Origin of the sequence: Mangrovibacterium lignilyticum (assembly GCF_010882175.1) — a bacterium.
GTDB classification, from domain to species: domain Bacteria; phylum Bacteroidota; class Bacteroidia; order Bacteroidales; family Prolixibacteraceae; genus Mangrovibacterium; species Mangrovibacterium lignilyticum.
In genome coordinates this window covers 122,014-144,427 of sequence record NZ_WKLH01000003.1, presented here as the reverse complement: position 1 = coordinate 144,427, position 22,414 = coordinate 122,014, and the positions used below count along the sequence as shown (strand labels likewise).

General features: G+C 39.8%; 18 protein-coding genes. 11 read left to right on the top strand and 7 right to left on the bottom strand.

The genetic code is table 11. The annotated features are described in order from the left end of the window. Positions 1-139: 139 nt before the first annotated feature. On the bottom strand, positions 140-1,612 hold the full coding sequence (locus tag GJV22_RS14860) for a lipopolysaccharide biosynthesis protein (protein ID WP_163715422.1): 1,473 nt from the start codon (positions 1,610-1,612) through the stop codon (positions 140-142). A 653-nt stretch (positions 1,613-2,265) separates the two neighbouring features. On the opposite strand from GJV22_RS14860, the gene GJV22_RS14855 reads away from it, so the two are divergent. From GJV22_RS14855 to GJV22_RS14845, 3 genes are all read left to right on the top strand, one after another. Further along, entirely contained in the window at positions 2,266-2,988 is a 723-nt protein-coding gene (locus GJV22_RS14855) for a DUF6261 family protein (RefSeq protein WP_163715419.1), read from the top strand. A gap of 160 nt (positions 2,989-3,148) precedes the next feature. Next, positions 3,149-4,222: a glutaminyl-peptide cyclotransferase gene (locus tag GJV22_RS14850; protein ID WP_163715415.1), complete on the top strand. Its 1,074-nt coding sequence runs from the start codon at positions 3,149-3,151 to the stop codon at positions 4,220-4,222. 182 nt (positions 4,223-4,404) lie between these two features. Further along, the gene (locus GJV22_RS14845; RefSeq protein ID WP_163715412.1) at positions 4,405-6,876 is read left to right on the top strand and encodes a mechanosensitive ion channel family protein; all 2,472 of its coding nucleotides are present in this window, start codon (positions 4,405-4,407) and stop codon (positions 6,874-6,876) included. 16 nt (positions 6,877-6,892) lie between these two features. On the opposite strand, the gene ruvB is transcribed toward GJV22_RS14845, so the two are convergent. Both ruvB and GJV22_RS14835 read right to left on the bottom strand, forming a co-directional pair. Then, positions 6,893-7,915 carry a Holliday junction branch migration DNA helicase RuvB gene (gene ruvB / locus GJV22_RS14840; protein ID WP_163715408.1) on the bottom strand — a complete coding sequence of 341 codons (1,023 nt, stop codon included), beginning with the start codon at positions 7,913-7,915 and terminating at the stop codon, positions 6,893-6,895. 62 nt (positions 7,916-7,977) lie between these two features. Further along, positions 7,978-8,370 (bottom strand): response regulator, encoded by a 393-nt coding sequence (locus GJV22_RS14835; RefSeq protein WP_163715406.1) that lies wholly within the window; start codon positions 8,368-8,370, stop codon positions 7,978-7,980. A 502-nt stretch (positions 8,371-8,872) separates the two neighbouring features. Between GJV22_RS14835 and GJV22_RS14830 the strand changes: the two genes are divergently transcribed. The 6 genes from GJV22_RS14830 to uvrC all read left to right on the top strand — a co-directional run bounded on the left by GJV22_RS14830 (position 8,873) and on the right by uvrC (position 17,341). After that, positions 8,873-12,136, top strand: a complete 3,264-nt coding sequence (locus GJV22_RS14830) for a DUF4175 family protein (protein WP_163715402.1) — start codon at positions 8,873-8,875, stop codon at positions 12,134-12,136. A 2-nt stretch (positions 12,137-12,138) separates the two neighbouring features. After that, positions 12,139-12,558 carry an ATP-binding protein gene (locus GJV22_RS14825; protein WP_163715399.1) on the top strand — a complete coding sequence of 140 codons (420 nt, stop codon included), beginning with the start codon at positions 12,139-12,141 and terminating at the stop codon, positions 12,556-12,558. After that, positions 12,536-12,949 carry an rRNA maturation RNase YbeY gene (ybeY, locus tag GJV22_RS14820; RefSeq protein WP_163715396.1) on the top strand — a complete coding sequence of 138 codons (414 nt, stop codon included), beginning with the start codon at positions 12,536-12,538 and terminating at the stop codon, positions 12,947-12,949. The genes GJV22_RS14825 and ybeY overlap by 23 nt, the downstream gene beginning before the upstream one ends. 53 nt (positions 12,950-13,002) lie before the next feature. Beyond that, positions 13,003-14,880, top strand: a complete 1,878-nt coding sequence (gene mnmG / locus GJV22_RS14815; RefSeq protein ID WP_163715393.1) for a tRNA uridine-5-carboxymethylaminomethyl(34) synthesis enzyme MnmG — start codon at positions 13,003-13,005, stop codon at positions 14,878-14,880. A gap of 32 nt (positions 14,881-14,912) precedes the next feature. Then, entirely contained in the window at positions 14,913-15,431 is a 519-nt protein-coding gene (locus GJV22_RS14810) for an adenine phosphoribosyltransferase (RefSeq protein ID WP_163715390.1), read from the top strand. Positions 15,432-15,520: 89 nt separating this feature from the next. Continuing rightward, positions 15,521-17,341 carry an excinuclease ABC subunit UvrC gene (gene uvrC, locus GJV22_RS14805; protein ID WP_205461900.1) on the top strand — a complete coding sequence of 607 codons (1,821 nt, stop codon included), beginning with the start codon at positions 15,521-15,523 and terminating at the stop codon, positions 17,339-17,341. A gap of 64 nt (positions 17,342-17,405) precedes the next feature. Here the strand turns inward: uvrC and rsgA are convergent, their stop codons facing one another. Continuing rightward, positions 17,406-18,350 carry a ribosome small subunit-dependent GTPase A gene (rsgA, locus tag GJV22_RS14800; RefSeq protein WP_163715387.1) on the bottom strand — a complete coding sequence of 315 codons (945 nt, stop codon included), beginning with the start codon at positions 18,348-18,350 and terminating at the stop codon, positions 17,406-17,408. Positions 18,351-18,413: 63 nt separating this feature from the next. Between rsgA and GJV22_RS14795 the strand changes: the two genes are divergently transcribed. After that, positions 18,414-19,181 (top strand): exodeoxyribonuclease III, encoded by a 768-nt coding sequence (locus tag GJV22_RS14795; protein ID WP_163715385.1) that lies wholly within the window; start codon positions 18,414-18,416, stop codon positions 19,179-19,181. Positions 19,182-19,189: 8 nt separating this feature from the next. Beyond that, positions 19,190-20,203, top strand: a complete 1,014-nt coding sequence (locus GJV22_RS14790; RefSeq protein WP_163715382.1) for a DUF4421 family protein — start codon at positions 19,190-19,192, stop codon at positions 20,201-20,203. A gap of 23 nt (positions 20,204-20,226) precedes the next feature. On the opposite strand, the gene tdh is transcribed toward GJV22_RS14790, so the two are convergent. The 3 genes from tdh to nikR all read right to left on the bottom strand — a co-directional run bounded on the left by tdh (position 20,227) and on the right by nikR (position 22,365). After that, positions 20,227-21,255 (bottom strand): L-threonine 3-dehydrogenase, encoded by a 1,029-nt coding sequence (gene tdh, locus GJV22_RS14785; RefSeq protein ID WP_163715379.1) that lies wholly within the window; start codon positions 21,253-21,255, stop codon positions 20,227-20,229. Between the two features lie 171 nt (positions 21,256-21,426). Beyond that, on the bottom strand, positions 21,427-21,909 hold the full coding sequence (locus GJV22_RS14780; protein WP_163715375.1) for a thioredoxin family protein: 483 nt from the start codon (positions 21,907-21,909) through the stop codon (positions 21,427-21,429). A gap of 54 nt (positions 21,910-21,963) precedes the next feature. Continuing rightward, entirely contained in the window at positions 21,964-22,365 is a 402-nt protein-coding gene (gene nikR / locus GJV22_RS14775) for a nickel-responsive transcriptional regulator NikR (RefSeq protein WP_163715371.1), read from the bottom strand. Positions 22,366-22,414 lie beyond the last annotated feature (49 nt).

Here is a 22,414-nt window from a genome sequence, read left to right as displayed (position 1 = left end):
GCCCTTAACTAACGATCTGATTCGGACAAAATATTTTGACTGAATCGTTCACATGTCGCGGGTTATTCATTGAGATCCTGTCGTGCTAACGCAAATCTACCGACAAAAATAATACTAAAAAGTATTTATATGCGATTATTTAATTAAGAAACTTTCTAAATTCCTTATTTTCCAACAGAAAGACAACAATTAGGAAGATACTGAACAGAACAAAGTTTGCCAGGTACGACAAAAACACGGTGTCGATCTTAATTACGACCGAAAGTGCATAAATGACCAACGCCAGCAAAAAGTATAAGCCTATACGCTTAATCGGGTAGTTGACCGGAAAGTGTTTTTGTCCGACAAAATAGGAGAGAGCTGCCATGACGACAAAACAAATCAGCACGGCAAATGCCGACGCCATATAGCCGTAAACCGGAATAAAAATAATGTTGACGACTAAACTGATCGCAGCGCCTATCAATGCGAAATAGGCACCGTACCGGGTCTTGTCGGTCAACTTGTACCACAGCGACAGGGTGTAGTAAATTCCCAGGAACAGGTTAGCCATCAAAACGATCGGCACTACTTTCAAGCCTGAAAAATAGGATTCGTCCAGGATGTTGAGCGCCTTGAAAAGATCGATAAATAAGCTGATACCTAAGAAAATGAGCAAGCCGAATATGACGAAGTATTTCAATATTAAAGCATAGCCACGTTTGTTGTTTTCCGACTTCACCTGCGAAAAGAAGAACGGCTCGAACGCATAACGGAAAGCCTGGATGAACATATTCATCAGCACCGCCAGCTTATAGTTGGCTCCGTAAATACCAAGTTGTTCCATCGGCCCCTGGTTGTCGGGAATGAGCTTCGGAATTAAAATCTTATCGATATTTTGGTTCACCATACCGGCCAAACCAACCACCAAAATAGGGAAGGAGTACCAGATCATTTCCTTCAATAACAAGCGGCTAACGCGCAATTTGATGCGAAGGTCGGGTAAAAGCATCAGCAGGGTGATTCCGCTGGCAATCAGGTTCGAAATAAACACATAGCCCACGCCAATTTCTTCGTTATAAACCAGCCGGACGATACTGTCGGGGTTGCCCTTCAACAAAGCCGGACAAACACTGAGGAAGAAAATATTGAAAAAGATATTGGCGAAAATATTGACCAGTTTCAGAAACGCAAACTTAATGGGCCGCGACTCAATACGCAGTTTGGCAAACGGAATAGACGTAAACGCGTCGAAAGCCATGATGAGCGCAATCCACCGAATATATTCGGGGTGGCTTTCGTATTCCATCCAGCGTGCAATGTTGTCGGAAAAGGTGTACACCATCAACAAAAAACTCAGCGAAGTGACGAATAAGGAGATCAACGAGCTCGAATACACCAGGTTTTTATCTTCGGCCCGCGACGCAAACCGGAAGTACCCGGTTTCCATACCATAAGTGAGCAACACCAGCAAAAAGGCCATATACGAGTACAGGTTGGCCACAATGCCGTACTCGGCTGCCAAAAATATGTGCGAATAGTAGGGTACCAACCACCAGTTCAGGAAACGGCCTACAATACTGCTGACACCATAAATGGCGGTATCGCCAACTAATTTTTTTAATGAGCTCAAGGGGCTGAAATTTTTTGGTAAAGATAGCTATTCGCACTAATTGGGTTTAAAAGTGCCCAAAAACTTTCTTTGCCGGCCAGCCACAATCCCGATGCGGCTGCCTTTCGGATACACCATCAATCGGTGAGAAATTCTGCAGCCTGGGTTTCCGCTAAAAACCGGCGAAGGGCAAAAAAACCATTCTTTTCTACTCAATCTACAGATTAAACCAAAGTCAACCGCCAGCTTTTAATCAATCTACGGGTTGAACGAAGGCCAGCCGTCAACTTTAAATCAAGCTACAGATTGAAGCAAAGTGAATCGTCCACTTCAACTCCATCGGCAGATTAAACCAAAGCAAGCCATCAACTTCGACCCCATCGGCAAATTAAACGAAAGTCGACCGTCAACTTTAACCCAATCCACAGATTGAACGCAAGCAAACCGTTAACTTTCATTCAACCCACAGATCGAAAAAAAACGGTCGCTCCACTGCATCCAACTAAATTCGGAACAAAATAAATACTGACTGTTCCGGGAAACCAAGCGCACAATATAAAATAGCAGCTGAAAAACATGTCTTTAGTTCGAATGTTTTTAAATATTACATAATTCAATTTACTAAAATGTTGTAATTTGAAGATCGAAACCAAAACCCTTTAAAACCCAACAAAATGATAAAAGAAATTTTCTACTCGTACTTTAGCCTTGCCAGGTTGCACGCGCTGGCTAAAAAAATCAAAGAATTACTCGCGACGAAATTTCCCGATCAGCTGATGATCGCGGCGGTTCTCGCCCCGCTCGAAGCCCGCATGGCGGTTGCGCTGCAGGCTATTGGAAGCAGTACCAAAAACCCGCTGACCAAAGATGTCAGACAGGCCGATAAAGACCGCGACGACAGTTATATATCGCTGAAAAACCATGTCAGGGCCGGTTTGCGCCGCCGAAATGCCGACTACCGTACAGCCTGCGAAGCCTTGTGGGTGGTGTTCGAAAAAAACAACAGCAAACTGTACCAACTGGCCGACGAAGATGAAACATCGGCCATAGACAGCCTCGTAGCCGATTTAAAAACCGCCGAAAACCAGGCGCATCTGGCCACCATTAACGCCGTTGGCTGGCTGGCCGAACTGGATGCCGACAACCTGGCCTTTAGCGATGCCAGCGCGAACCGAAGTGCAGCCCGCTCGACCGACAACACCGTTGACGACAAAAAGGCTTTTGCCGACCTCAAAGCGTCGCTGGAACTGCTTCCGAGTGTGCTCACCAGCCTGTGCCTGATGAACGATCCGGCGGGCATTCAGGAAGCCGTTGCCGAAATCAACCAGTATATTTCCGAAGACAATGCCGCGGCGAAACAAAGCTCGCCAAGGGACACCATAACCGAAGGGGTTTAATTTGTAGTAAGTAGTTTTAGAGTGATTAGTTTGAAGAGCCGGTGCAGCCCGGCTTTTTTTATGTCCGAAACCGCCCGTCATTCGCGAAACTTTAAAAAGAATGGGTTTCGATTGCCAAGCTTTTGTGTATTTTTACGCTTTCCCAAAAAATTTGACTAGAATGAGATTTAAAGTTTTTGTACTTGTAAGTGTTTGTTTGCTTGTGGTTACCGGAATTTCGTGCAGCAATACCTCCAAAAAATCGAGACCGCCGGTTTCTAAAATTGACATTCTTCCGAAAAGGCAAAAATTAGCGTTGGGCGATACCGTTCAGGTCGCGATAAAAGTTGACCCGAAAAACGGCGAACTGGCCAAAGCCGAACTCTACTTCGACAATCAACTGCTGACAACATCCGAAAACGAGGAGTTCAGCTATCCTGCGCTTCCGCTAAACAGCCTGGGAAAACACCAACTGAAAGTGATAGCCACCAAAACCGACGGGGTTGAAGGGATTAGTTTCCGAACCTACGAAGTCGTTTCAAACAGCACTCCCGAGCTCTATTCGTACGAAATCGTTCATACCTATCCGCACAACACCGAGCATTTTACCCAAGGGCTGGAAGTACACGAAAACAAGTTTTACGAAAGCACCGGTCAAAACGGAAAGTCAGGCATTTATCTTTTCAACTTACAAAATGGAGATGTGTTGAAGGAATATAAAATGGAAGAGAAATATTTCGGCGAAGGGATCACAATCGTTAACGATAAGATTTACCAACTGACTTACAAAGCCCAAAAAGGCTTCGTGTACGACTTAAACTCCTTTGCCCGGGTCGACAGCTTTACCTACACCACTCCCGAAGGATGGGGCTTGACACACGACGGCGAATACCTGATTAAAACCGATGGATCGGAATTCCTGGATTTTTTGGATCCGGAGACCTTCAGCGTTTTAAAGCGAATAGCAGTTTACGACAACAATGGTGCAGTTACCAACCTGAATGAACTGGAATATTACGACGGTTATGTGTACGCCAATATTTGGCAAACCAACTTTGCCGTAAAGATTGATCCGGTGACTGGTAAAGTTGCTGCGAAGATCGATTTTTCGGGTTTGATGTCGGTCATGTACAACCCTGCAAAACCAATTGATGTCCTGAACGGAATTGCCTTTAACAAAGCGAATGGCAAAATGTATGTAACCGGTAAACTCTGGCCCAGCCTCTTCGAAGTAAAGCTGGTAAAAGCCGACTAAAACGCTGTCCGAAAACAGGAGGGAAGTGCTTCTGTTCATTCATCAGCCGTGCTGTTTTCCTTTCCGGTGTAACAATCATTTAATCAAATATTGTCGCCAACAGCGATTTAGGGGTCGGTTGTTCGATGTGAATTTCATAAATTTGTTAGGAACACATCATCCGAACCAATTAATATCGCCCCATGAAAGCACTCCTTACAACTTTCATCACAGTTTTACTTTTCGCTTCTCCGTACGTATTGCAGGCACAAACGAATTCGCCGGCCGGTGACAGCAACGGTAGCAATGACTCCACCATTGTGAAAGAACGCCGTTCGTATAAAGCCGCTGAAATTGCTTACGAAATAGAAAATATCAACCGGGATATCAAGGAGGGATACAAGAAAATTGAATCTTACCAGCAGATTTCAGAAATAGATTCAACATTCAGCAACTTATGTTCACGCATCGAAATCGAATATCGTGAGTTCAATAATTTCGATCAACAAAACCTATCGAAGTTTTTCCTCATCAATAAAAAACGGGTCTGGTCGAGTTACAGATCTCAGCTCAATAGCTGGCAGGTGGAGCTGGCAAACCGCCTCCAGTATCTGATGGAGATTTCCGATAAAGTCAGGAGAAAGGAAAGTCTATGGACGGAAACATCCAATATATCAGTTAGCAAGAAACTTCCCCAGGAAATAACTACGAGAATACTAAATACGATAGATAAGCTACAGGAACTACAGACAAACCTTTATGAAGCGGTCGAACAAATCGCTGTGCTCGATTCGCGGGTTATTGACCAGACAATTGAGGTAGACGAATATATTGGAACGATTGAGGAACTCCATAAAAGCTACCGCAAAAGCCTCTTAAAAGCAACCCAACCGCTTATTTGGAACATAAAACTGAAAGACACTTTTGACGGAACAATAAGCGCACGCCTGCAGAAAGCCTGGTACGAAAACTCGAAATCGATAAAAGACAGTCTTCCTGCTTTTAAGGAATACTTCGATAATTTTATCATCTGGATTATAATCATTATCCTGTCGATTACCAGTTTGCGCTATCTGTATTTCAAGCAAAATCCATCCAAACGCTCATCGGAAAAAACCAATATCAATGAACTTGTCATTTGGCACCCGGCTGTATCCGTTTTTTATTTAAGCTTATTCATTTTCTTTCTGCTGTTTAAGAATATCCCTTTAGCATTGTCCGGATTTGTTTCCCTGACAATGTTAGTTATCACCTATTTTCTCCTCCGTTCCTATATTAATGCACCTGCCAGAAGATTGATCTTAACCTTCATTCCTTTGCTAGCTGTCAACATTGGTGAAATTGTTTTCTGGTATTTTGGAAACTACGCCCGCCTGTATTTGTTTTTTGAAGCCGGATTGGGAATCGTGTTGATTTCGTACTTCATGAGCCCGGATTTTACAAAGAAAATAGCACAAGGATTCAGGTATAAAGTACTGCTCAACCTGCTCCGGTATCCTGTTTTCATTTTGTACGGTACCGGGTTTATTTTGAATGTTTTAGGTTATCAAAACCTAGCCATATTCTTGTTAAAAATAGGCACTCATATATCATATGCCATTATCATCATCGTTGGTGCCTGGGAGATAACAAAAAGCAGTTTGTATACTTTATTCGAAGTATTAACCCGTTTTGAAAAATATGAATCTCACGAATACTTTCCCATGTTTAAAAAAAGGCTGCTTTTATTATTGAGCCTGTTTTTTGCCCTGGTCGGATTTCATACATTACTCTTAATTTTGGAAATGGACACCCCGTTCTACAACAATTTAGAGCGATTCATGGGTACTGAAAGGAATGTCGGCAGCTTTATTTTTACCTACCAAGCTATTTTTCAGTTTGCAATAATCATGTTAATCACCTGGGCGATCGTGACCATTATCAAAATCGCATTTAGCGAAGGTAATTTCAAACGGACACAAAGATTGCGAGGTGTTCCCGCCGCCATTTCCATTACCCTGAGGTTAGTTATTGCACTAGGTGGATTTCTGTTTGCGCTCTCTGTGGCCGGCGTCGATCTAACGAAAATCAGCATCATGCTGGGAGCTTTTAGTGTAGGTATCGGATTCGGTTTGCAAAACATCGTTAATAATTTTATTTCAGGCTTGATTTTAATTTACGAACGCCCGATACAAGCGGGAGATACCATTGAAATAAATACCTTAATGGGAGAGGTGAAAAAAATAGGAATACGCAGCAGCAGAGTAAGAACTTTTGATGGGGCAGAAGTGATTGTTCCAAATGCTATTTTGGTATCTGATCAACTCATTAATTGGACTTTGTCTGACGAAAAACGACGAATTGAAATTGTTATTGGTGTGAAGTACGGTACAGACCCCGAAGAAGTAATCCGAATTTTAAAAGGAGTTGCGAACGACCACGAACTTGTTTCAAAATTTCCGGAACCCCAAGTTCTCTTCAACGAGTTCGCGGATAGCGCTCTTAATTTCAGGTTGCTTTGCTGGGTATTGTTCCAAAATGGAATTAAAGTTAAAAGTGAATTATCTGTCGCAATCGATAAAGTATTCAAAGAGAACAGAATTGAAATTCCCTTTCCACAACTCGATTTGCATGTCCTTGATATACCTGCAGATAAAACTCAACAATCGGATAAAAAACTACCTGAAAAAGAATAAATTATATTCGAATTCCCTAAAAAAGTGTCGAATCGCTACCGGGTTTAAATACGCCCAAATGTTTATAGGCTAAATCAGTAACTTCACGACCTCTGGGAGTTCTTTTGATAAACCCTTCTTTAATCAGAAACGGTTCGTAGACTTCCTCTATCGTTCCACTATCCTCGCCTACAGCTGTAGCAATCGTACTTATACCAACAGGTCCTCCTTTAAATTTATCGATGATGGTGCGAAGGATCTTATTATCCATCTCGTCCAGACCGTGCGTATCAATATTTAGTGCTTCCAACGAAAATCGGGTGATTTCCATATCAATTCGGCCGTTTCCTTTCACTTGGGCAAAGTCGCGTACACGCCGCAGTAAAGCATTGACGATACGGGGAGTACCACGGCTCCGGGACGCTATTTCGATAGCAGCACGCTCATCAATTTCGACAGATAAAATATCAGCGGAGCGCTTCACAATTCCCGTTAAAATTTTCAGATCGTAGTACTCAAAATGCGACTTGATACCAAAACGGGCGCGAAGAGGACTTGTGAGCAAACCTGATCGTGTCGTCGCACCAACGAGGGTAAAGGGATTTAATTCGAGCTGAATTGAGCGTGCTGAGGGGCCCTTATCGATCATTATATCGATTTTATAGTCCTCCATAGCCGAATACAAATATTCTTCGACTATGGGGCTTAAACGGTGTATTTCGTCGATGAACAAAACATCTCTGTCTTCGAGGTTGGTCAAAAGCCCGGCTAAATCGCCTGGTTTATCCAATACAGGACCAGATGTAAGTTTCAAGCTTACGCCTAACTCGTTTGCAATAATATTCGACAGGGTAGTCTTTCCGAGTCCGGGAGGGCCGAAAAGAAGAACATGGTCTAAGGCTTCACCACGCATTTTAGCTGCCTGAACAAAGACTTTCAGATTTTCGACAACCTGATCCTGTCCCTTAAAGTCGTGAAACGACAGGGGACGAAGACGTTTATCGACGTCATTGTCTCGTTCAGAAAAAGATTGGTTGTGTAAATCAATGGGATCCGCCATAAAATTATTCCTTCGCTTTAAAGAACAAATATAATTTTATTTCGGATCGGGATAAAACGAACTTACACAGCATTAATTCTAAGTTCGCTAAAAATATGCGCAAGTTTCTCAACATCAAATGGTTTAGCCATAAACTCATTCATTCCGTAAGAAAGACATTTTTCGCGATCATTGTCCATTGTATTGGCTGTTACAGCAATAATAGGAGTTTTATCTGCGATGTTGTTCGTGTCTTCGTATTCACGGATTTTTAAAGTAGCTTCTAAACCATCCATTACAGGCATCATGATATCCATCAGGATAACATCAAACTTCTGTGTTTTAAAAACTTCCAACGCTTCCAGTCCATTATTAGCAATCTCCACGGTATGGTTATACTTTTTTAAACTGAAAGTTACAATCCTCTGATTCAACACATTATCCTCCACTAGCAATATGGATAGCTTCTCATTCATTCACGTACCAGTTAAACCGTTTCAAAATTAATCCGTTTTCAAACCAAAAGGAAACCCTACTAACAAAACTTATTTCTATTATTATATTTCTTTATTCTTTAAAAAGAAGAATATTAATAATGATAGCCTGTTAATTCCTTTGATAAAATATTCCAATTGTTCTTGCTTTTTTCAGTCTTCGGTATTTCTCTTGTTTTGTTAACGGCAAATTAACAGTTCTATTTTCTGATAGTCAATGATTTTTAATAGTAATTAACAATTGTTGATTAAATAAAAGTATTGATTTTATTAATCGTTTGAAACGCTTTTGGCTGTTCAATAACTATGGATTCTTTCTACAAAATTAGATTTTGTGTTTTCAATAATTCATCTCGATTAAAATTAATTTAGGATTTAGGAAATAATTTGGTAACATTTTTCTGTTTTTATTTCAACAGTTATTCCTGAGTAATTAACAATTTTTCCCTGTATTTTTACCTTGTAATTTAGTATTTTAAGAATCATGATTAACAACTATAGTTTGCTTGTTGAAAAACTTAGAAAGTACAGCCAAAAGTATTTCTTACTTCAGCTGTTTAAGGGACTTTTGTTGTTAATATCTATAATAACTATTTATATATCAGTAGTTTTATTTATTGAGTTGCAAGTTTATACTAGCAGTTTATGGCGAATTGTTTTTATGACTGGGTTAATATCGTTATTCTGTTATATTGGATTTAGATATCTTTTTATATCTCTTTTATATTTTTCGGGACTCAAGCGATTTACCTTAAATCAGGAGGCGGAACTCGTAAGCAGTCATTTTCCGGAATTAAAGGACCATCTGATCAACGTTGTGGAGTTAGGACAAATGGATGAGGATGATCAACTGATTATTTCAAGTATTGATCAGAAAATTAAGTCTTTATCACCCTTTGAGTTTCGTAATTATTTCAATTTTAAGTTGATTAAGGGTAACGTTAGCGTTCTTGTAGTGTCAATTGTTTTATTTTTTGTTGTTGGAATGTCTTTTCCTGGTCTGGTTTCCAAGGCTGGTTTCCGGTTGGTTCATTTTAATCAGGTGTTTGTGAAGCCTGCTCCATTTCAGTTCGTAATCGGAGGCAAGTCTGCACGGGTAAAAAGGGGTGGAGTTGTAACGCTATCGGTATATTGTGTTGGCGAGAAGTTGCCGGATAATTTGTATGTTAATATCGGTGGTAATAATTTTTTGATGAGCCATGAAGATTCCTTGTTTACTTACACCTTCGATAATGTACAAAGTTCGTTTCCGGTTTATTTTACTGATTTACGATATGCTTCGGACTACTTTCAAATTGAGGTGATTCCGGATCCCATTCTTCTAACATATAAAGTACAGGTAGATGTTCCGGATTACACGAATTTGCCTGATCTGGAATTCAAAGATGTTGGTGATTTAAAGGTACCTGTTGGCAGCAAGGTAAGATGGGAATTCATAACAGCCGATACTGATTCGTTAGAACTCTCTATGGAAGGAAATTTCATTTCAGGTGTGAAAGAGGGAGACGAGTTTTCTGTTGAATGTATTGTGTTGAATGATAAGTCATATAGCGTTATTTTGGATAATGAGTTTGTGCATCGAAAGGAACTCATTGCGTTTGATATAGAGGTAATTCCTGACCTTTTCCCTGAAATTAAAGTTGTTCAAATTCAGGATTCGGTCTCTTTGAATCGGTTTTACTTTAAAGGTCAAATTGCTGACGATTACGGATTTAAAGATTTGGTTTTCAACATTAAAAATACAGAGCTCGACAGTGCTTCAGTGATTCCGGTCATTCCATCGCTAAATGTGCAGGAGTTTTTCTATTATATAGATTTTAAAGACTTTGATGGATTAGGTGAATCTTTTAGTTATTATTTTACTGTTCGCGATAACGACGCCGTACATCGATTTAAGCAAAGCACATCTGAGGTTTTTAATTTTCAACTGCTGGACAGACAAAAGTTAGCAGAAGTTAACGAAGAGTATTTGAATGATCTAGAAAATCTGTTCGATGACAGCAAATCAATAACAGAGGACATAAAAAGGGATTTAGAAGAACTTAAGTATCGAAGTATTTCAGATAATCTGAGTGATTGGGATAAGCAGCAGTTTATTCAAAATATTTTGAAGAAGCGCGAGAAGCTTCAGGAGTCGTTGGATCAGTTAGGGCAGATGAATACTCAGAAAAATAATTTGAATAATTCATTTGGCGATCAACAGGAAGAGTTGATGGATAAGCAAAAGCAAATTGAGCAATTGATGAATGAGTTAATGACTGACGAGTTGCAAGAATTATTCGATGAGTTTAATGAGTTATCTAAGAATTTTGATCAGGAGCGGTTGAATGAGATGATGGACAAAATGGCTTTTCCCATGGATGATTTGTCCAAACAGTTGGATCGGAATTTGGAGATGTTAAAGCGGCTTAAAGTTGAGCAAAGGTTAGAAGATATTGTTAATCAGTTGGATAATCTCGCTGAAAATGAGGGAAGTAATTTAAAGCTTCTAGAAAGAGATGAATTCGATGAGTTGGATATGAGTGAACAGCATAATAGCGAGCAAGTTAAAGATATTTCAGAAGATATTGATGAGGTTCTTGAGTTGAATAAACAATTGGAAAAACCAATGAATCTGTTTCCGGTTAACGAAGAGTTAAATCAAATCAAAAATCAATTTGAAAAGATTAAGGAGAGCATCAGTCGCAAACAGAGAAAGAAAGTAGCGGATCAAATATCTGAAAATAAGTCATTAATACAGAATTTGGCTTTTGCTGTGAAGCAAATGTTGAATAGTAGCCAGGCGCAACAGAAGGGCGAAGACATCGCCAATTTAAAACAAATTCTTAAGAATTTAATTTATGTATCACTAGATCAGGAAGAAATCTTAAATTTGACACGTGACCTCAATATTAGTGATCCGTTGCTAAACGATGTTCAAGAGAGGCAAGATCTTATTCTTGAACAATCGAAGCAAATAGAAGATTCACTATATGCTCTTGCCAAAAGGACTCCGGCTATTGATTCTAAAATTAGTAGTGAGCTGATGAAAGTTGACTATTCTATTCATCAATCGATTGATGATTTAAAGGAAGGATCAACCGGAACTGTTCTTAAATTTCAGCAAAATACTATGACAGCATTAAATGAACTTTCTTTGTTCTTAAGCGAGGCATTGGAAAACTTAGAAAAGGCAATGGCTAATTCGATGCCCGGTGATCAGGAATGTGATAAACCCGGGAAGGGCGGGAAAAGTTCGATGCAGAAATTGAAGGACACGCAACAGTCTTTGAAGGATCAGTTGCAGCGTATGATTGAGAGTTTGAAAAATGGCGAAAAAGGGCACTTGAATGAACAGATAGGGAAATCTCTGCTTCAGCAGGAAAAGATGAAACAGATGATTGGTGATCTTTTAATGGATGAGGGAGTTGGAAGTTCTGCAAAAGAACAACTTAGAGCGATTGATCAGCTTATTGAACAAAATAGAGTCGATTTAATTCAAAAAAATCTGACTGATAACATGGTTACTCGTCAAAATTTGATTCTGGATCGCTTGTTAAAAGCGGAAAAAGCGGACATGGAACGTGATGTTGATGATCAACGGGAATCGAAGACCGCGCAACAGATTTTTTACAGTAACCCTGATATGTTTTTAGAGTATAAAAACAAAGAGAAAAATAAGGAGCAGGAAATCTTATACAATAATTTTCGCCTTCGAAGTTTCTACGAACAGAAATTTCGAAATTATATGAATCAGGTAAATAAGTAAGTTTGAAAAAGTCGATACGCATACCTTCAAATTTTATCTATCTCAAAGAAGTAGAAGATTTCATTGATGATGTTTTGGGCGCTTGTAAGTTGAGCTCGAAGCAGGTTGCTTTTATTACACTGGGTGTTTGTGAATCGGTGAATAATGCCATTAATCACGGAAATAAATTAGACGAAAATAAATACGTTTCTTTGTTTGCTGAAATTACTAATGAGGCTGCTTTGTTCGAAGTGCATGACGAAGGGAATGGCTTCGATTATACAAAGGTTCCTGACCCAACCGCAAATGAAAACATCAAACTTGAGGGTGGGAGAGGGCTTTTCATTATTCACAATTTAGTAGATGAAGTTAATTTCAAAAATAATGGATCTGTTATCCAATTAAAATTTAAACTCGATCGTGCCCATACTCTTTTATCATGAGGATGTAAAACCTCTAAAATTACCAAGAAGAAAAGTTAAATCTTGGATTTCTTCCGTCATTAGCTCAGAAAATAAGATTACCGGATCTGTCAACTACATTTTTTGTAGTGACGAGTATCTGCTTCAGGTTAACCGCGAATATCTAGATCATGATTATTATACCGATATTATTACCTTTGACTATGTAGAAGATGATAAAATATCAGGTGATATTTTTGTCAGTGTAGACCGTGTCTCAGAGAACGCTACCAGGTTTCAGGTCTCCTTTCAAGAAGAGTTGAGGCGTATTTTAGTTCATGGAGTTTTACACTTGTTAGGATATCCAGATAAACAACCGGACGAGAAAATCGTTATGACTCAAAAAGAAGATCAATATTTGGCGATTTTCTAACCTTTTCTAATCTAACCTTTTCTATTAATTTTGTGGCTCTAAAATTTAGTCAGATGTTACCATTATATGATGTCATTGTTGTAGGGGGAGGCCATGCCGGATGTGAAGCTGCAGCAGCAGCGGCCAATTTGGGATCGAGAACTTTGCTCATAACAATGGATATGGGTAAGTACGCCCAGATGTCCTGTAATCCCGCAATTGGTGGAATTGCTAAGGGACAAATTGTACGCGAAATAGATGCGTTAGGAGGTTATACCGGTGTTATCACCGATCGCACATCGATACAATTTCGCATGCTAAACAGGTCTAAAGGACCTGCCATGTGGAGTCCTCGTTCGCAAAGCGACCGGATGCGGTTTTCAGAAGAGTGGCGTAGCGAGCTTGAAAAGATTGACAACCTCGATTTGTGGCAGGATGCTGTTATTCATCTTTTATTGGAGGATGGAAAAGTGACAGGCGTTCGCACAAAGATAGGTGTAGAGTTTCTAGCCAAGACGGTTGTTTTAACCAATGGAACCTTTTTGAACGGCTTGATGCACGTTGGGCGATCGCAAATGGAAGGTGGTAGGATAGGGGAGTCTGCCTCTTATTTTATCAGCGATCAGTTGGCCGAAGCTGGGTTTGTAACTGGTCGGTTAAAGACCGGAACTCCCGTTAGAATTGACGGTAGAACGATCGATTTTTCTAAATTGGAGGAACAAGAAGGCGACAAAGGATACTATAAATTTTCCTATTTGCCGCACGAAAAGTCTGATTTGAAACAACGCAGTTGTTGGATTACTTATACCAATGAATCAGTTCACAAAGCACTGGAAGTTGGCTTTGAAGACTCTCCAATGTACAACGGAACGATCAAAGGGGCAGGTCCTCGGTATTGTCCAAGTATTGAATCGAAAATCGTAACCTTTGCCGAGAAATTACAACATCAATTGTTTTTGGAGCCGGAAGGTCAGTCGACAATTGAGTATTATTTGAATGGTTTTTCATCATCACTTCCTTGGGATGTTCAATATAAAGCGTTGCGTTTGATTTCCGGATTAGAAAATGCTAAGATATTTAGGCCCGGTTACGCGATCGAATATGATTATTTTGACCCGACACAATTGTATCATACACTAGAGACAAAGCTTATTTCTAACCTGTATTTTGCTGGTCAAATTAATGGAACAACAGGGTACGAGGAAGCGGCTGCCCAAGGTTTAGTTGCCGGTATTAATGCACATCAAAAGTCGAATGGGAAACCCGATTTCGTATTGAATAGGGATGAAGCTTACATTGGTGTTTTGGTTGATGATTTGGTTACAAAGGGTGTTGATGAACCTTACCGGATGTTTACTTCCAGAGCAGAATATCGGATTCTTTTGCGGCAGGATGATGCCGATTCCAGGTTAACTCCAAAAGGATTTGAGCTTGGTTTGGCTACTCAAGAACGAATGGATTTGCTTCGTGAGAAAACAAATTATCGTGATCAGGTTGTTGATTTTGTTTCTAATTTTTCGATCAAGCCACAGTTTATAAATGCACTTTTAGAGGGGAAAAATACGAGTCCATTGAAGCAAGGTGTGAAGTTGAAAGATGTTATTTCTCGACCTCAAATTTCTATTTTCGATGTTATCGAGCCTGTCACTCCATTCAAGAATTTTTTGAAGAACATACCCGAAAACAGGTATGAAGAAATACTCGAATCTGCCGAAATTTTGATCAAATATTCGGGCTATATTGAACGTGAAAAGCAGATCGCGGATAAGTTCAAAAGGCTTGAAAATATTAATATTGAAGACAAGTTTGACTACGAAAGTATACACACAATTTCTACAGAGGCTCGTCAGAAATTGACGAAAATCAAACCTCAAACAATTGGACAAGCAAGTCGTATTTCGGGCGTCAGTCCTGCCGACATTAATGTTCTTTTAATCATGCTAGGAAGGTAGTGTTCCACGTGGAACACGGTAAAAATATAATTATGGATCTTAAAAAGTATATCCGCGAAATTCCGGATTACCCTGAAAAGGGGATTAATTTTAAGGATATTACCACACTGTTGAAAGATGAAATGGCTTTCAAAACGGTAGTTGATGAAGTGAGTTCTTATTTTAATGGCCGGGGAATAACAAAGATTGTATCGTTGGAATCTCGTGGATTTATTGTTGGCGAGGCTGTAGCTTATTGTTTGAATGCAGGTTTTGTTCCCGCTCGAAAGAAGGGGAAATTGCCGTCTGAAACGATTCATGAATCATACGAATTGGAGTATGGAACAGACACAATAGAGATGCATTTGGATGCCCTTTCTGAAGATGATGTGGTGTTGATTCATGACGATTTATTGGCGACCGGAGGCACTGCTTTAGCTGCTTTGAAATTGGTTCAACAGATGAATGTGAAGCAAGTTTATTTCTCATTTATTTGCGATTTGAAATTTATCGAAAACGGTAATAAGAAGATTTTATCAGAATATGAAACGCATAGTTTAGTGGAATATTAATTTATATTTTTGTCCTTTAGAGGATCGTATTAAATAGGCTTGTGATTAATTTTACAAGCTATTTTTATTTATTATAAAATCGAAATCGATTGAAATATTCAAGTGCAAATGATCGGATTGATGAGTTGAAAAAACTGGTTTCTGTGTTGCCGGATCAACCAGGAATTTATCAGTATTTTGATAATTCGGGTAAGATTATTTACGTAGGGAAGGCTAAAAATTTAAAGAAAAGAGTCTCTTCGTATTTTTCCAAAAATCACGATAATCGGAAAACGGCATTGCTTGTTCGGAATATTTACGACATCAAACACATGGTTGTTGAAACGGAACAGGATGCCCTTTTATTGGAAAATAACCTCATCAAAAAATATCAGCCACGGTATAATATTCGCTTGAAAGATGATAAAACCTATCCCTGGATTGTCATCAAAAATGAAGCGTTTCCAAGGGTGTTTCAAACCCGGAATGTTATTCGTGATGGCTCGGTTTATTTTGGACCTTACACTTCTGTAATTGCTGTTCGGACTTTGCTTGATTTATTTCGCCGCTTATATAAACTCAGAACGTGTGGTTTGAATCTCCAGAAAGAAAACATTAATGCCGGGAAGTATAAAGTTTGCCTCGAATATCATATTGGGAATTGTCTGGGGCCTTGCGAAGGTTTCCAGAATGAGAGTGATTATTTAAAATATATCGATGAAATTAAGGATATTTTGAAAGGAAATATTTCCGGGGTTATCAAATATCTTCGGGAAATGATGAAGGACTTCGCAGCAAATTATCAGTTTGAAGAAGCAAACCAGGTGAAAGAAAAATTGGAAAGTCTGGAGAAATTTCAAAATAAATCGACTGTTGTTAGTGCTACAATTACAGATGTTGATGTGTTCGGGATAGAAGTTGTTGAGAAATCAGCTTTTGTAAATTACCTGAAAGTAATCAATGGGGCGATCATTCAAACTTATACGATGGAGGTAAAAAAAGCCCTCGATGAATCGGCGGAAGAATTGTTGGAATATGCAATTGTCGATATTCGGCAGAAGATTTTCAGTAATGCGAAAGAATTGCTCGTTCCGTTTAAAACTACTATTTCGCTTGAAGGGGTTGATTTTAGAGTTCCTATTCGTGGAGACAAAAAGAAGTTGATGGATTTATCGATTCGAAATGCTAAGTATTTTCGACTTGAAAAGGAAAAGCAGTTTGCACTTTCAAAGCCGGCTCAAAGTACAAATCGAATTTTAGAGACGATAAAAAAGGATCTTCAATTAAAGGAATTGCCGGTTCAAATTGAATGTTTCGATAACTCGAATTTACAGGGAACAAATCCGGTTGCAGCCTGTGTTGTTTTTAAGAATGCAAAACCCGCAAAAAAGGAATACCGGCATTTTAATATCAAAACCGTAGAGGGGCCAAATGATTTTGCTTCGATGGAAGAAATAGTTTACCGGAGGTATAAACGACAGGTTGAAGAAAATAAGCCCTTGCCGCAATTAATTATTATCGATGGGGGAAAGGGGCAATTGGGTGCAGCATTGGAAGCGCTCGGTAAATTAAAGCTTCGGGGTAAAATTCCGATTATAGGAATTGCAAAAAAATTGGAAGAGATTTTCTTCCCGGGAGATTCGGTACCGTTGTACCTCGATAAGAATTCAGAAACTTTAAAAGTAATTCAGCAGGCAAGAGATGAAGCTCATCGATTCGGGATTGCTTTTCATCGGCAGAAGCGTTCGAAGAATTTTATTCAATCTGAACTTGACAATATTCCAGGAATTGGTGAAAAGACGATTCAACACCTTTTGCGTAAATTTAAGAGCCTCGAGAATCTAAAAAAACAGACCTACGATACAGTGTCTGCAGAAATAGGCGATTCTCGTGCCACTAAAATATTCGATTATTTTAAGATAAAGACTTGAAATAGAATTGATTTTACATGAAAAAGCCCGCCTAAAACGGGTTTCTTTTATGGAAGCATCTAGCTTAATTTCTGTACTTTTCATCTGATTGGAGTAAGCCGAGGTAAGAATAGTAGCGGCTTTCAGCAATTTCATTTTCGATGACCGCTTTTTTTACTTCGCAACCCGGTTCGTGTGTGTGAGTGCAATTGTAGTACTGGCATTTTTCCAATCGCTCAAAAATTTCGGGGAAGTAGTGGCCAATTTCTTCTTTTTCCATATCGAGCATTCCAAAACCTTTGATCCCTGGAGTATCGATTATGTAACCGCCAAAACTCAATTCAAACATTTCGGAAAATGTAGTAGTGTGCATACCCGATAAGTGGTACTCCGAAATTTCTTTTGTTTTTAAATTAACTCTCGGTTCAATTTTATTGATCAACGAAGATTTACCAACTCCTGAATGACCAGAGAAAACATTTATTTTTCCGGTCATCCAACTTTTCAAGGTATCTAGTCCGATGTTTTTCTTAGTCGATGTTTTTAGACAACGGTATCCAATGTTTTGGTAGGTTTCAATTAAATCATCTAAATGTGCAATCTGCTCTTTGTTGAACCTATCTATCTTATTGAAAATCAAAGTACAAGGTATTCTGTAGGCTTCTGCTGAAGCTAAAAACCGATCAACAAAAGTTGTTGTGGTGATTGGGTAGTTAATGGTAACGACAAGAAAGGCTTGGTCGATGTTTGCTGCAATAATATGAGATTGTTTCGATAGGTTGGGCGCTTTGCGGACAATATAGTTCTTTCTGTCAGCAATTTCAGTGATCAAACCGACAGCTTTATTGGTATCATCCTCGTCTTGTTCATCAAGGCGGAACTGAACATGATCTCCGACAGCAATTGGATTGGTACTTTTAATATCTTTGATGCGAAAATTCCCTTTGATCTTGCAATCAATAATTTGGCCGGATTCCGATTTGACACTGTACCAACTACCGGTTGATTTTATGACGATGCCTTTATTCACTGGGTTTTCTGAGTTAATTGTTTCTGTTATTTTTGAAAAGATTTATCAAAATTACGAAAATTTGTGAAACGTATTCTATCCTATAACGTTAATGGCATTCGTGCTGCAATAAAGAAAGATTTTTTAACCTGGCTTGAAGCTGAAGATCCGGATGTTATTTGTTTGCAGGAAACCAAGGCGAAGGCCGGGCAAATGAGTGAGTCTGAATTTGAATCGTTAGGTTATCATTTTTATAGCTTCTCTGCAGTGAAGCCGGGCTACAGCAGCGTGGCTATTTTGAGTAAAGAACCTGCCTTGCATGTCGAAAAGGGAATTGGTAATGAGAAGTACGATCGTGAGGGGAGAGTGATTCGAGCCGATTTTAGCGATTTTTCGGTTATTAGCGCCTATTTCCCTTCGGGAACAACCGGAGGTCCCAGACAGGTCTATAAAATGGATTTTTTGGCCGATTTTACAGCGTACTTGAATGAGTTGCGTGAAAGCTTGCCAAAACTGGTTATTTCGGGCGATTATAACATTTGTCGTTTGTGGATTGATATCCATAATCCGGAAAAGCAACAAAACACCTCTGGTTTTCTTCCTGAAGAAAGGGAGTGGTTCCAGCAGTTTGTCGATTTCGGCTATATTGACAGCTTCAGGGAAATTGTTTCGGATCCGGATCATTATTCGTGGTGGAGTTATCGGGCAGGATCAAGAGAGAGAAATAAAGGTTGGCGAATCGACTATAACATGGTTACCGAACCATTGAAAGATAAAATTAATTCAGCTGGGATATTACCTAAAGTGGTTCATTCAGACCACTGTCCGGTATGGCTTGAGTTGGACGTTTAAAAGATTGGATGAAAAAGGGAATTGTTCTTCTTGTACTTATAGTTGCAGGGAGGTTGCTTCATGCGCAGTCAGCACCGGAATTGTCAGAATTAAATTACGATCCTAACTATGTAGAATCGTATTACGATGATTTAATTGTTCGCTTGTATTCAGCGGATAAGGGAAATCATGCGATGATCACAAATGGATTTAATGATTTAAACCTGGTATATCGTTCAAACGATCACTTTAAACTCGGAGCTGGCGTAAATTATAAATGGTTTGGACTCAAAATCGGTGCTGAGTTACCCGTTAGTTATACCGACGAAGACAAATACGGGCAATCTTCCAGCTTCGGCCTGCAGTCGTATTTAATTTCTCGAGCGTTTATTGTGGATGTTCTCGCTCTAAGAACCCGTGGTTATTATTTGTCGTTGAATGGGAAAAATGCCAGCGATTTGTCGTCAGATGGTCGTTTGTACCAGGTTCGCGGCGATGTTCAAACAGACAATCTCGGGGCCAATTTTACGTTCGTTTTAAACCACAATCGTTTTTCGTACAAGGCGGCGTTTAATCAGACTGACTTACAATTAAGAAGTGCAGGATCCATTATTTTTGGAGGCAGTGTCGGTTATTACCGGATTGGTGGCGATGTTAATTTGATTTCAGATGACTTGGGTGAAGAATATTTTCCCGGTTTTATGGGTTTGTATGATTTTCAATCCTATTCTGTTTATGGAAGTGCGGGCTACGCCTATTCGTTGGTTCCTTTTCGAAGGGCTATTTTAACCGGATCGGCTTCTGCTCAGTTCGGATATCGCTATAATGAGTTAGGATTTAGTGAAGGAGATAGTGAAATTCAGAGTAAGCCGGGTATTGGGGCGTCAATCCGGGTTGCCGGAGGCTATCATTTTTCCGGATTCTATTTAGGAGCGACTTATATTCAGAATCAATTTAATTCCGATATCAATTTTAACAGCTTACAAATCTCTAACGGAACAAGTTTTCTGGAGTTTACACTCAGTAAGCGCTTTTCCCTGTAAAAGAATTAGTTTTCACTTTTCTGTTATTCCCAATCCAGAATAATTTTCCCACAGTTTCCCTCTTCCATAATATCAAAGGCAGCCTGAAAATTATCGGCTTTCATACGGTGTGTAATTACCGGAGAGATATCCAGGCCGGTAGTCAGCATCATCTCCATGTGATACCAGGTTTCGTACATTTCACGCCCATAGATTCCTTTTAGTGTCAGTCCTTTAAAAATCAGTTTACTCCAGTTTATTTGTGTTTTCTGTGGAAGTAATCCAAGAAGCGATATTTTACCACCATTGTACATATTTTCGACCATATCGTTAAACGCAATCGGGGAACCACTGCATTCGAGGCCAATGTCGAAACCCGCGACCATACCCAGCGATCCCATGGCCTCCCGGATATTTTCTTTCATCGGATCGATAACCAGCGTTGCGCCCATTTTCCGGGCCAATTTGCGGCGATAGGGAGACAAATCTGTTCCAACTATGTTACGGGCTCCTGCGAAGCGGCAGACGGCCGTAGCCATGGCTCCAATCGGGCCTCCGATTCCGGTGATCAATACATCTTCACCCAAAAGCGGGAAGGAGAGGGCAGTATGTGTAGCATTTCCCAACGGATCCATGATGGATAGGATTTCATTGGGTATTCGACTGTCGATTTTTAAAACGTTTTTGGCAGGAACCGAAATGTACTCAGCAAACCCACCATCACGCTGAACGCCAATCCCTAAAGTGTGATCGCAAATGTGCTGGCGACCGCGTCGGCAATTGCGGCAAAAACCACAAGAAATATGTCCCTCGACCGTTACTCGTTCACCTACTTGAACCCGGTCGACTTCGGAGCCGGTTTCAACAACTTCTCCCATGTATTCGTGTCCAATAATAACCGGAGGTTTAATGGTGTTTTGGGCCCATTCGTCCCATTTGTAAATGTGCAGGTCGGTGCCACAAACAGCGGCTTTTTTCACCTTAATGAGTACATCGTTCGGACCAACAAATGGCATGGGAACATCTTCCAACCAAAGGCCGCGTTCTGCTTTACTTTTTACAATTGCCTTCATCAGTAAACGGTTTGTGTTGTGTTCAGTTAGTGGAACTCACATGCTAACGGGTTTTGATGTTGGATTTTACTGTCCTTTTAGAAAGCTCGTTTCATGAAAAATCCCTTTAAATTACTCGCAAGTTAGAGCAATTTAAAGGGATAATACAGAATGAAAATCATGTTTCGACGACTACTTTTCGTAGCTTTTCGGGTCGAGAGCAGCGGGAGACCATTGCTTGTAGAAGCCGAGAACTTTGTCTTTATCATAGCCTCCGTCAGCTTCCAGATAGCCCGAATTTTGGATGTGGATTCTGTTTCCTTTACTGTCAAGAACCACAAAAACAGGGAAGCCAAAGCGTTGCGGATATCCAAGTTTTTCAAGTACTTCTTCGTTCTTATTTTCTTTGCTGTAATTCACCTTCACAACTACAAAATTGTCTGCAATATATTCGCTGATTTCCGGATCTTCAGCCGTGAATTGATGATACCGGCGGCACCAAACACACCAATTCCCTCCGATTTGCAGAAAAACATGTTTTCCCTCGACTGAAGCTTGTTTTACGGCAGCGTCTATTTCGACTTGGGCATCGGCCTTCGGATTGTAGATAGGGGCAACTTGAGCTTCAACACCGAGGGCAATTGATATGAGCAAAAGGATCAGTAATTTCTTCATGATTTTAAATTATGCTATACGGTTATTATTGTTGTTTTCGAAACAGGTGAATGATTAATCAACTTTACTCATAATCAGTTTCCCATGCTGAATTCCTTTGATGGCAATAAGCTGATCGGATAGCTCGGTTAATTTGAAAGAAGGACCCCGAACAGCGACTATTTCCATACAATTTTCGGGATTGATGTGAAAGATTTGAGAGGAAAGAATGATTTCCGTATTCTCGGCTTCAATGTCCTGAATTTTGGAGCGAATCTCTTTCTTTTTCGTGTTGTAAACCAAGGTGATGGCTCCGGCTACCAGGTTGTCGCACTTCCATTTTTTTTCCACAAGGTTTTTTTCCACGAGGAAACGGATGGCTTGCGAACGATTCGCGAAATTGTTTTCTTTCACATATTCGTCCAATGCTTTCAGCAAATCTTCTTCCAATGAAACACCGAATCGGGATACAGGCATGATGTTATTTTAAGCAGTTCATACGCAACAACTACAGGCAAAAGTAAGC

What these genes read in the sequence shown, in the direction of transcription:
- GJV22_RS14845 (WP_163715412.1), top strand. Translation starts at nt 4,405, where the DNA reads ATGAAAGCACTCCTTACAACTTTCATCACAGTTTTACTTTTCGCTTCT.
- GJV22_RS14810 (WP_163715390.1), top strand. Translation starts at nt 14,913, where the DNA reads ATGGATCTTAAAAAGTATATCCGCGAAATTCCGGATTACCCTGAAAAG.
- GJV22_RS14850 (WP_163715415.1), top strand. Translation starts at nt 3,149, where the DNA reads ATGAGATTTAAAGTTTTTGTACTTGTAAGTGTTTGTTTGCTTGTGGTT.
- nikR (WP_163715371.1), bottom strand. Translation starts at nt 22,365, where the DNA reads ATGCCTGTATCCCGATTCGGTGTTTCATTGGAAGAAGATTTGCTGAAA.
- mnmG (WP_163715393.1), top strand. Translation starts at nt 13,003, where the DNA reads ATGTTACCATTATATGATGTCATTGTTGTAGGGGGAGGCCATGCCGGA.
- tdh (WP_163715379.1), bottom strand. Translation starts at nt 21,255, where the DNA reads ATGAAGGCAATTGTAAAAAGTAAAGCAGAACGCGGCCTTTGGTTGGAA.
- GJV22_RS14780 (WP_163715375.1), bottom strand. Translation starts at nt 21,909, where the DNA reads ATGAAGAAATTACTGATCCTTTTGCTCATATCAATTGCCCTCGGTGTT.
- ruvB (WP_163715408.1), bottom strand. Translation starts at nt 7,915, where the DNA reads ATGGCGGATCCCATTGATTTACACAACCAATCTTTTTCTGAACGAGAC.
- GJV22_RS14830 (WP_163715402.1), top strand. Translation starts at nt 8,873, where the DNA reads ATGATTAACAACTATAGTTTGCTTGTTGAAAAACTTAGAAAGTACAGC.
- GJV22_RS14835 (WP_163715406.1), bottom strand. Translation starts at nt 8,370, where the DNA reads ATGAATGAGAAGCTATCCATATTGCTAGTGGAGGATAATGTGTTGAAT.
- GJV22_RS14790 (WP_163715382.1), top strand. Translation starts at nt 19,190, where the DNA reads ATGAAAAAGGGAATTGTTCTTCTTGTACTTATAGTTGCAGGGAGGTTG.
- GJV22_RS14855 (WP_163715419.1), top strand. Translation starts at nt 2,266, where the DNA reads ATGATAAAAGAAATTTTCTACTCGTACTTTAGCCTTGCCAGGTTGCAC.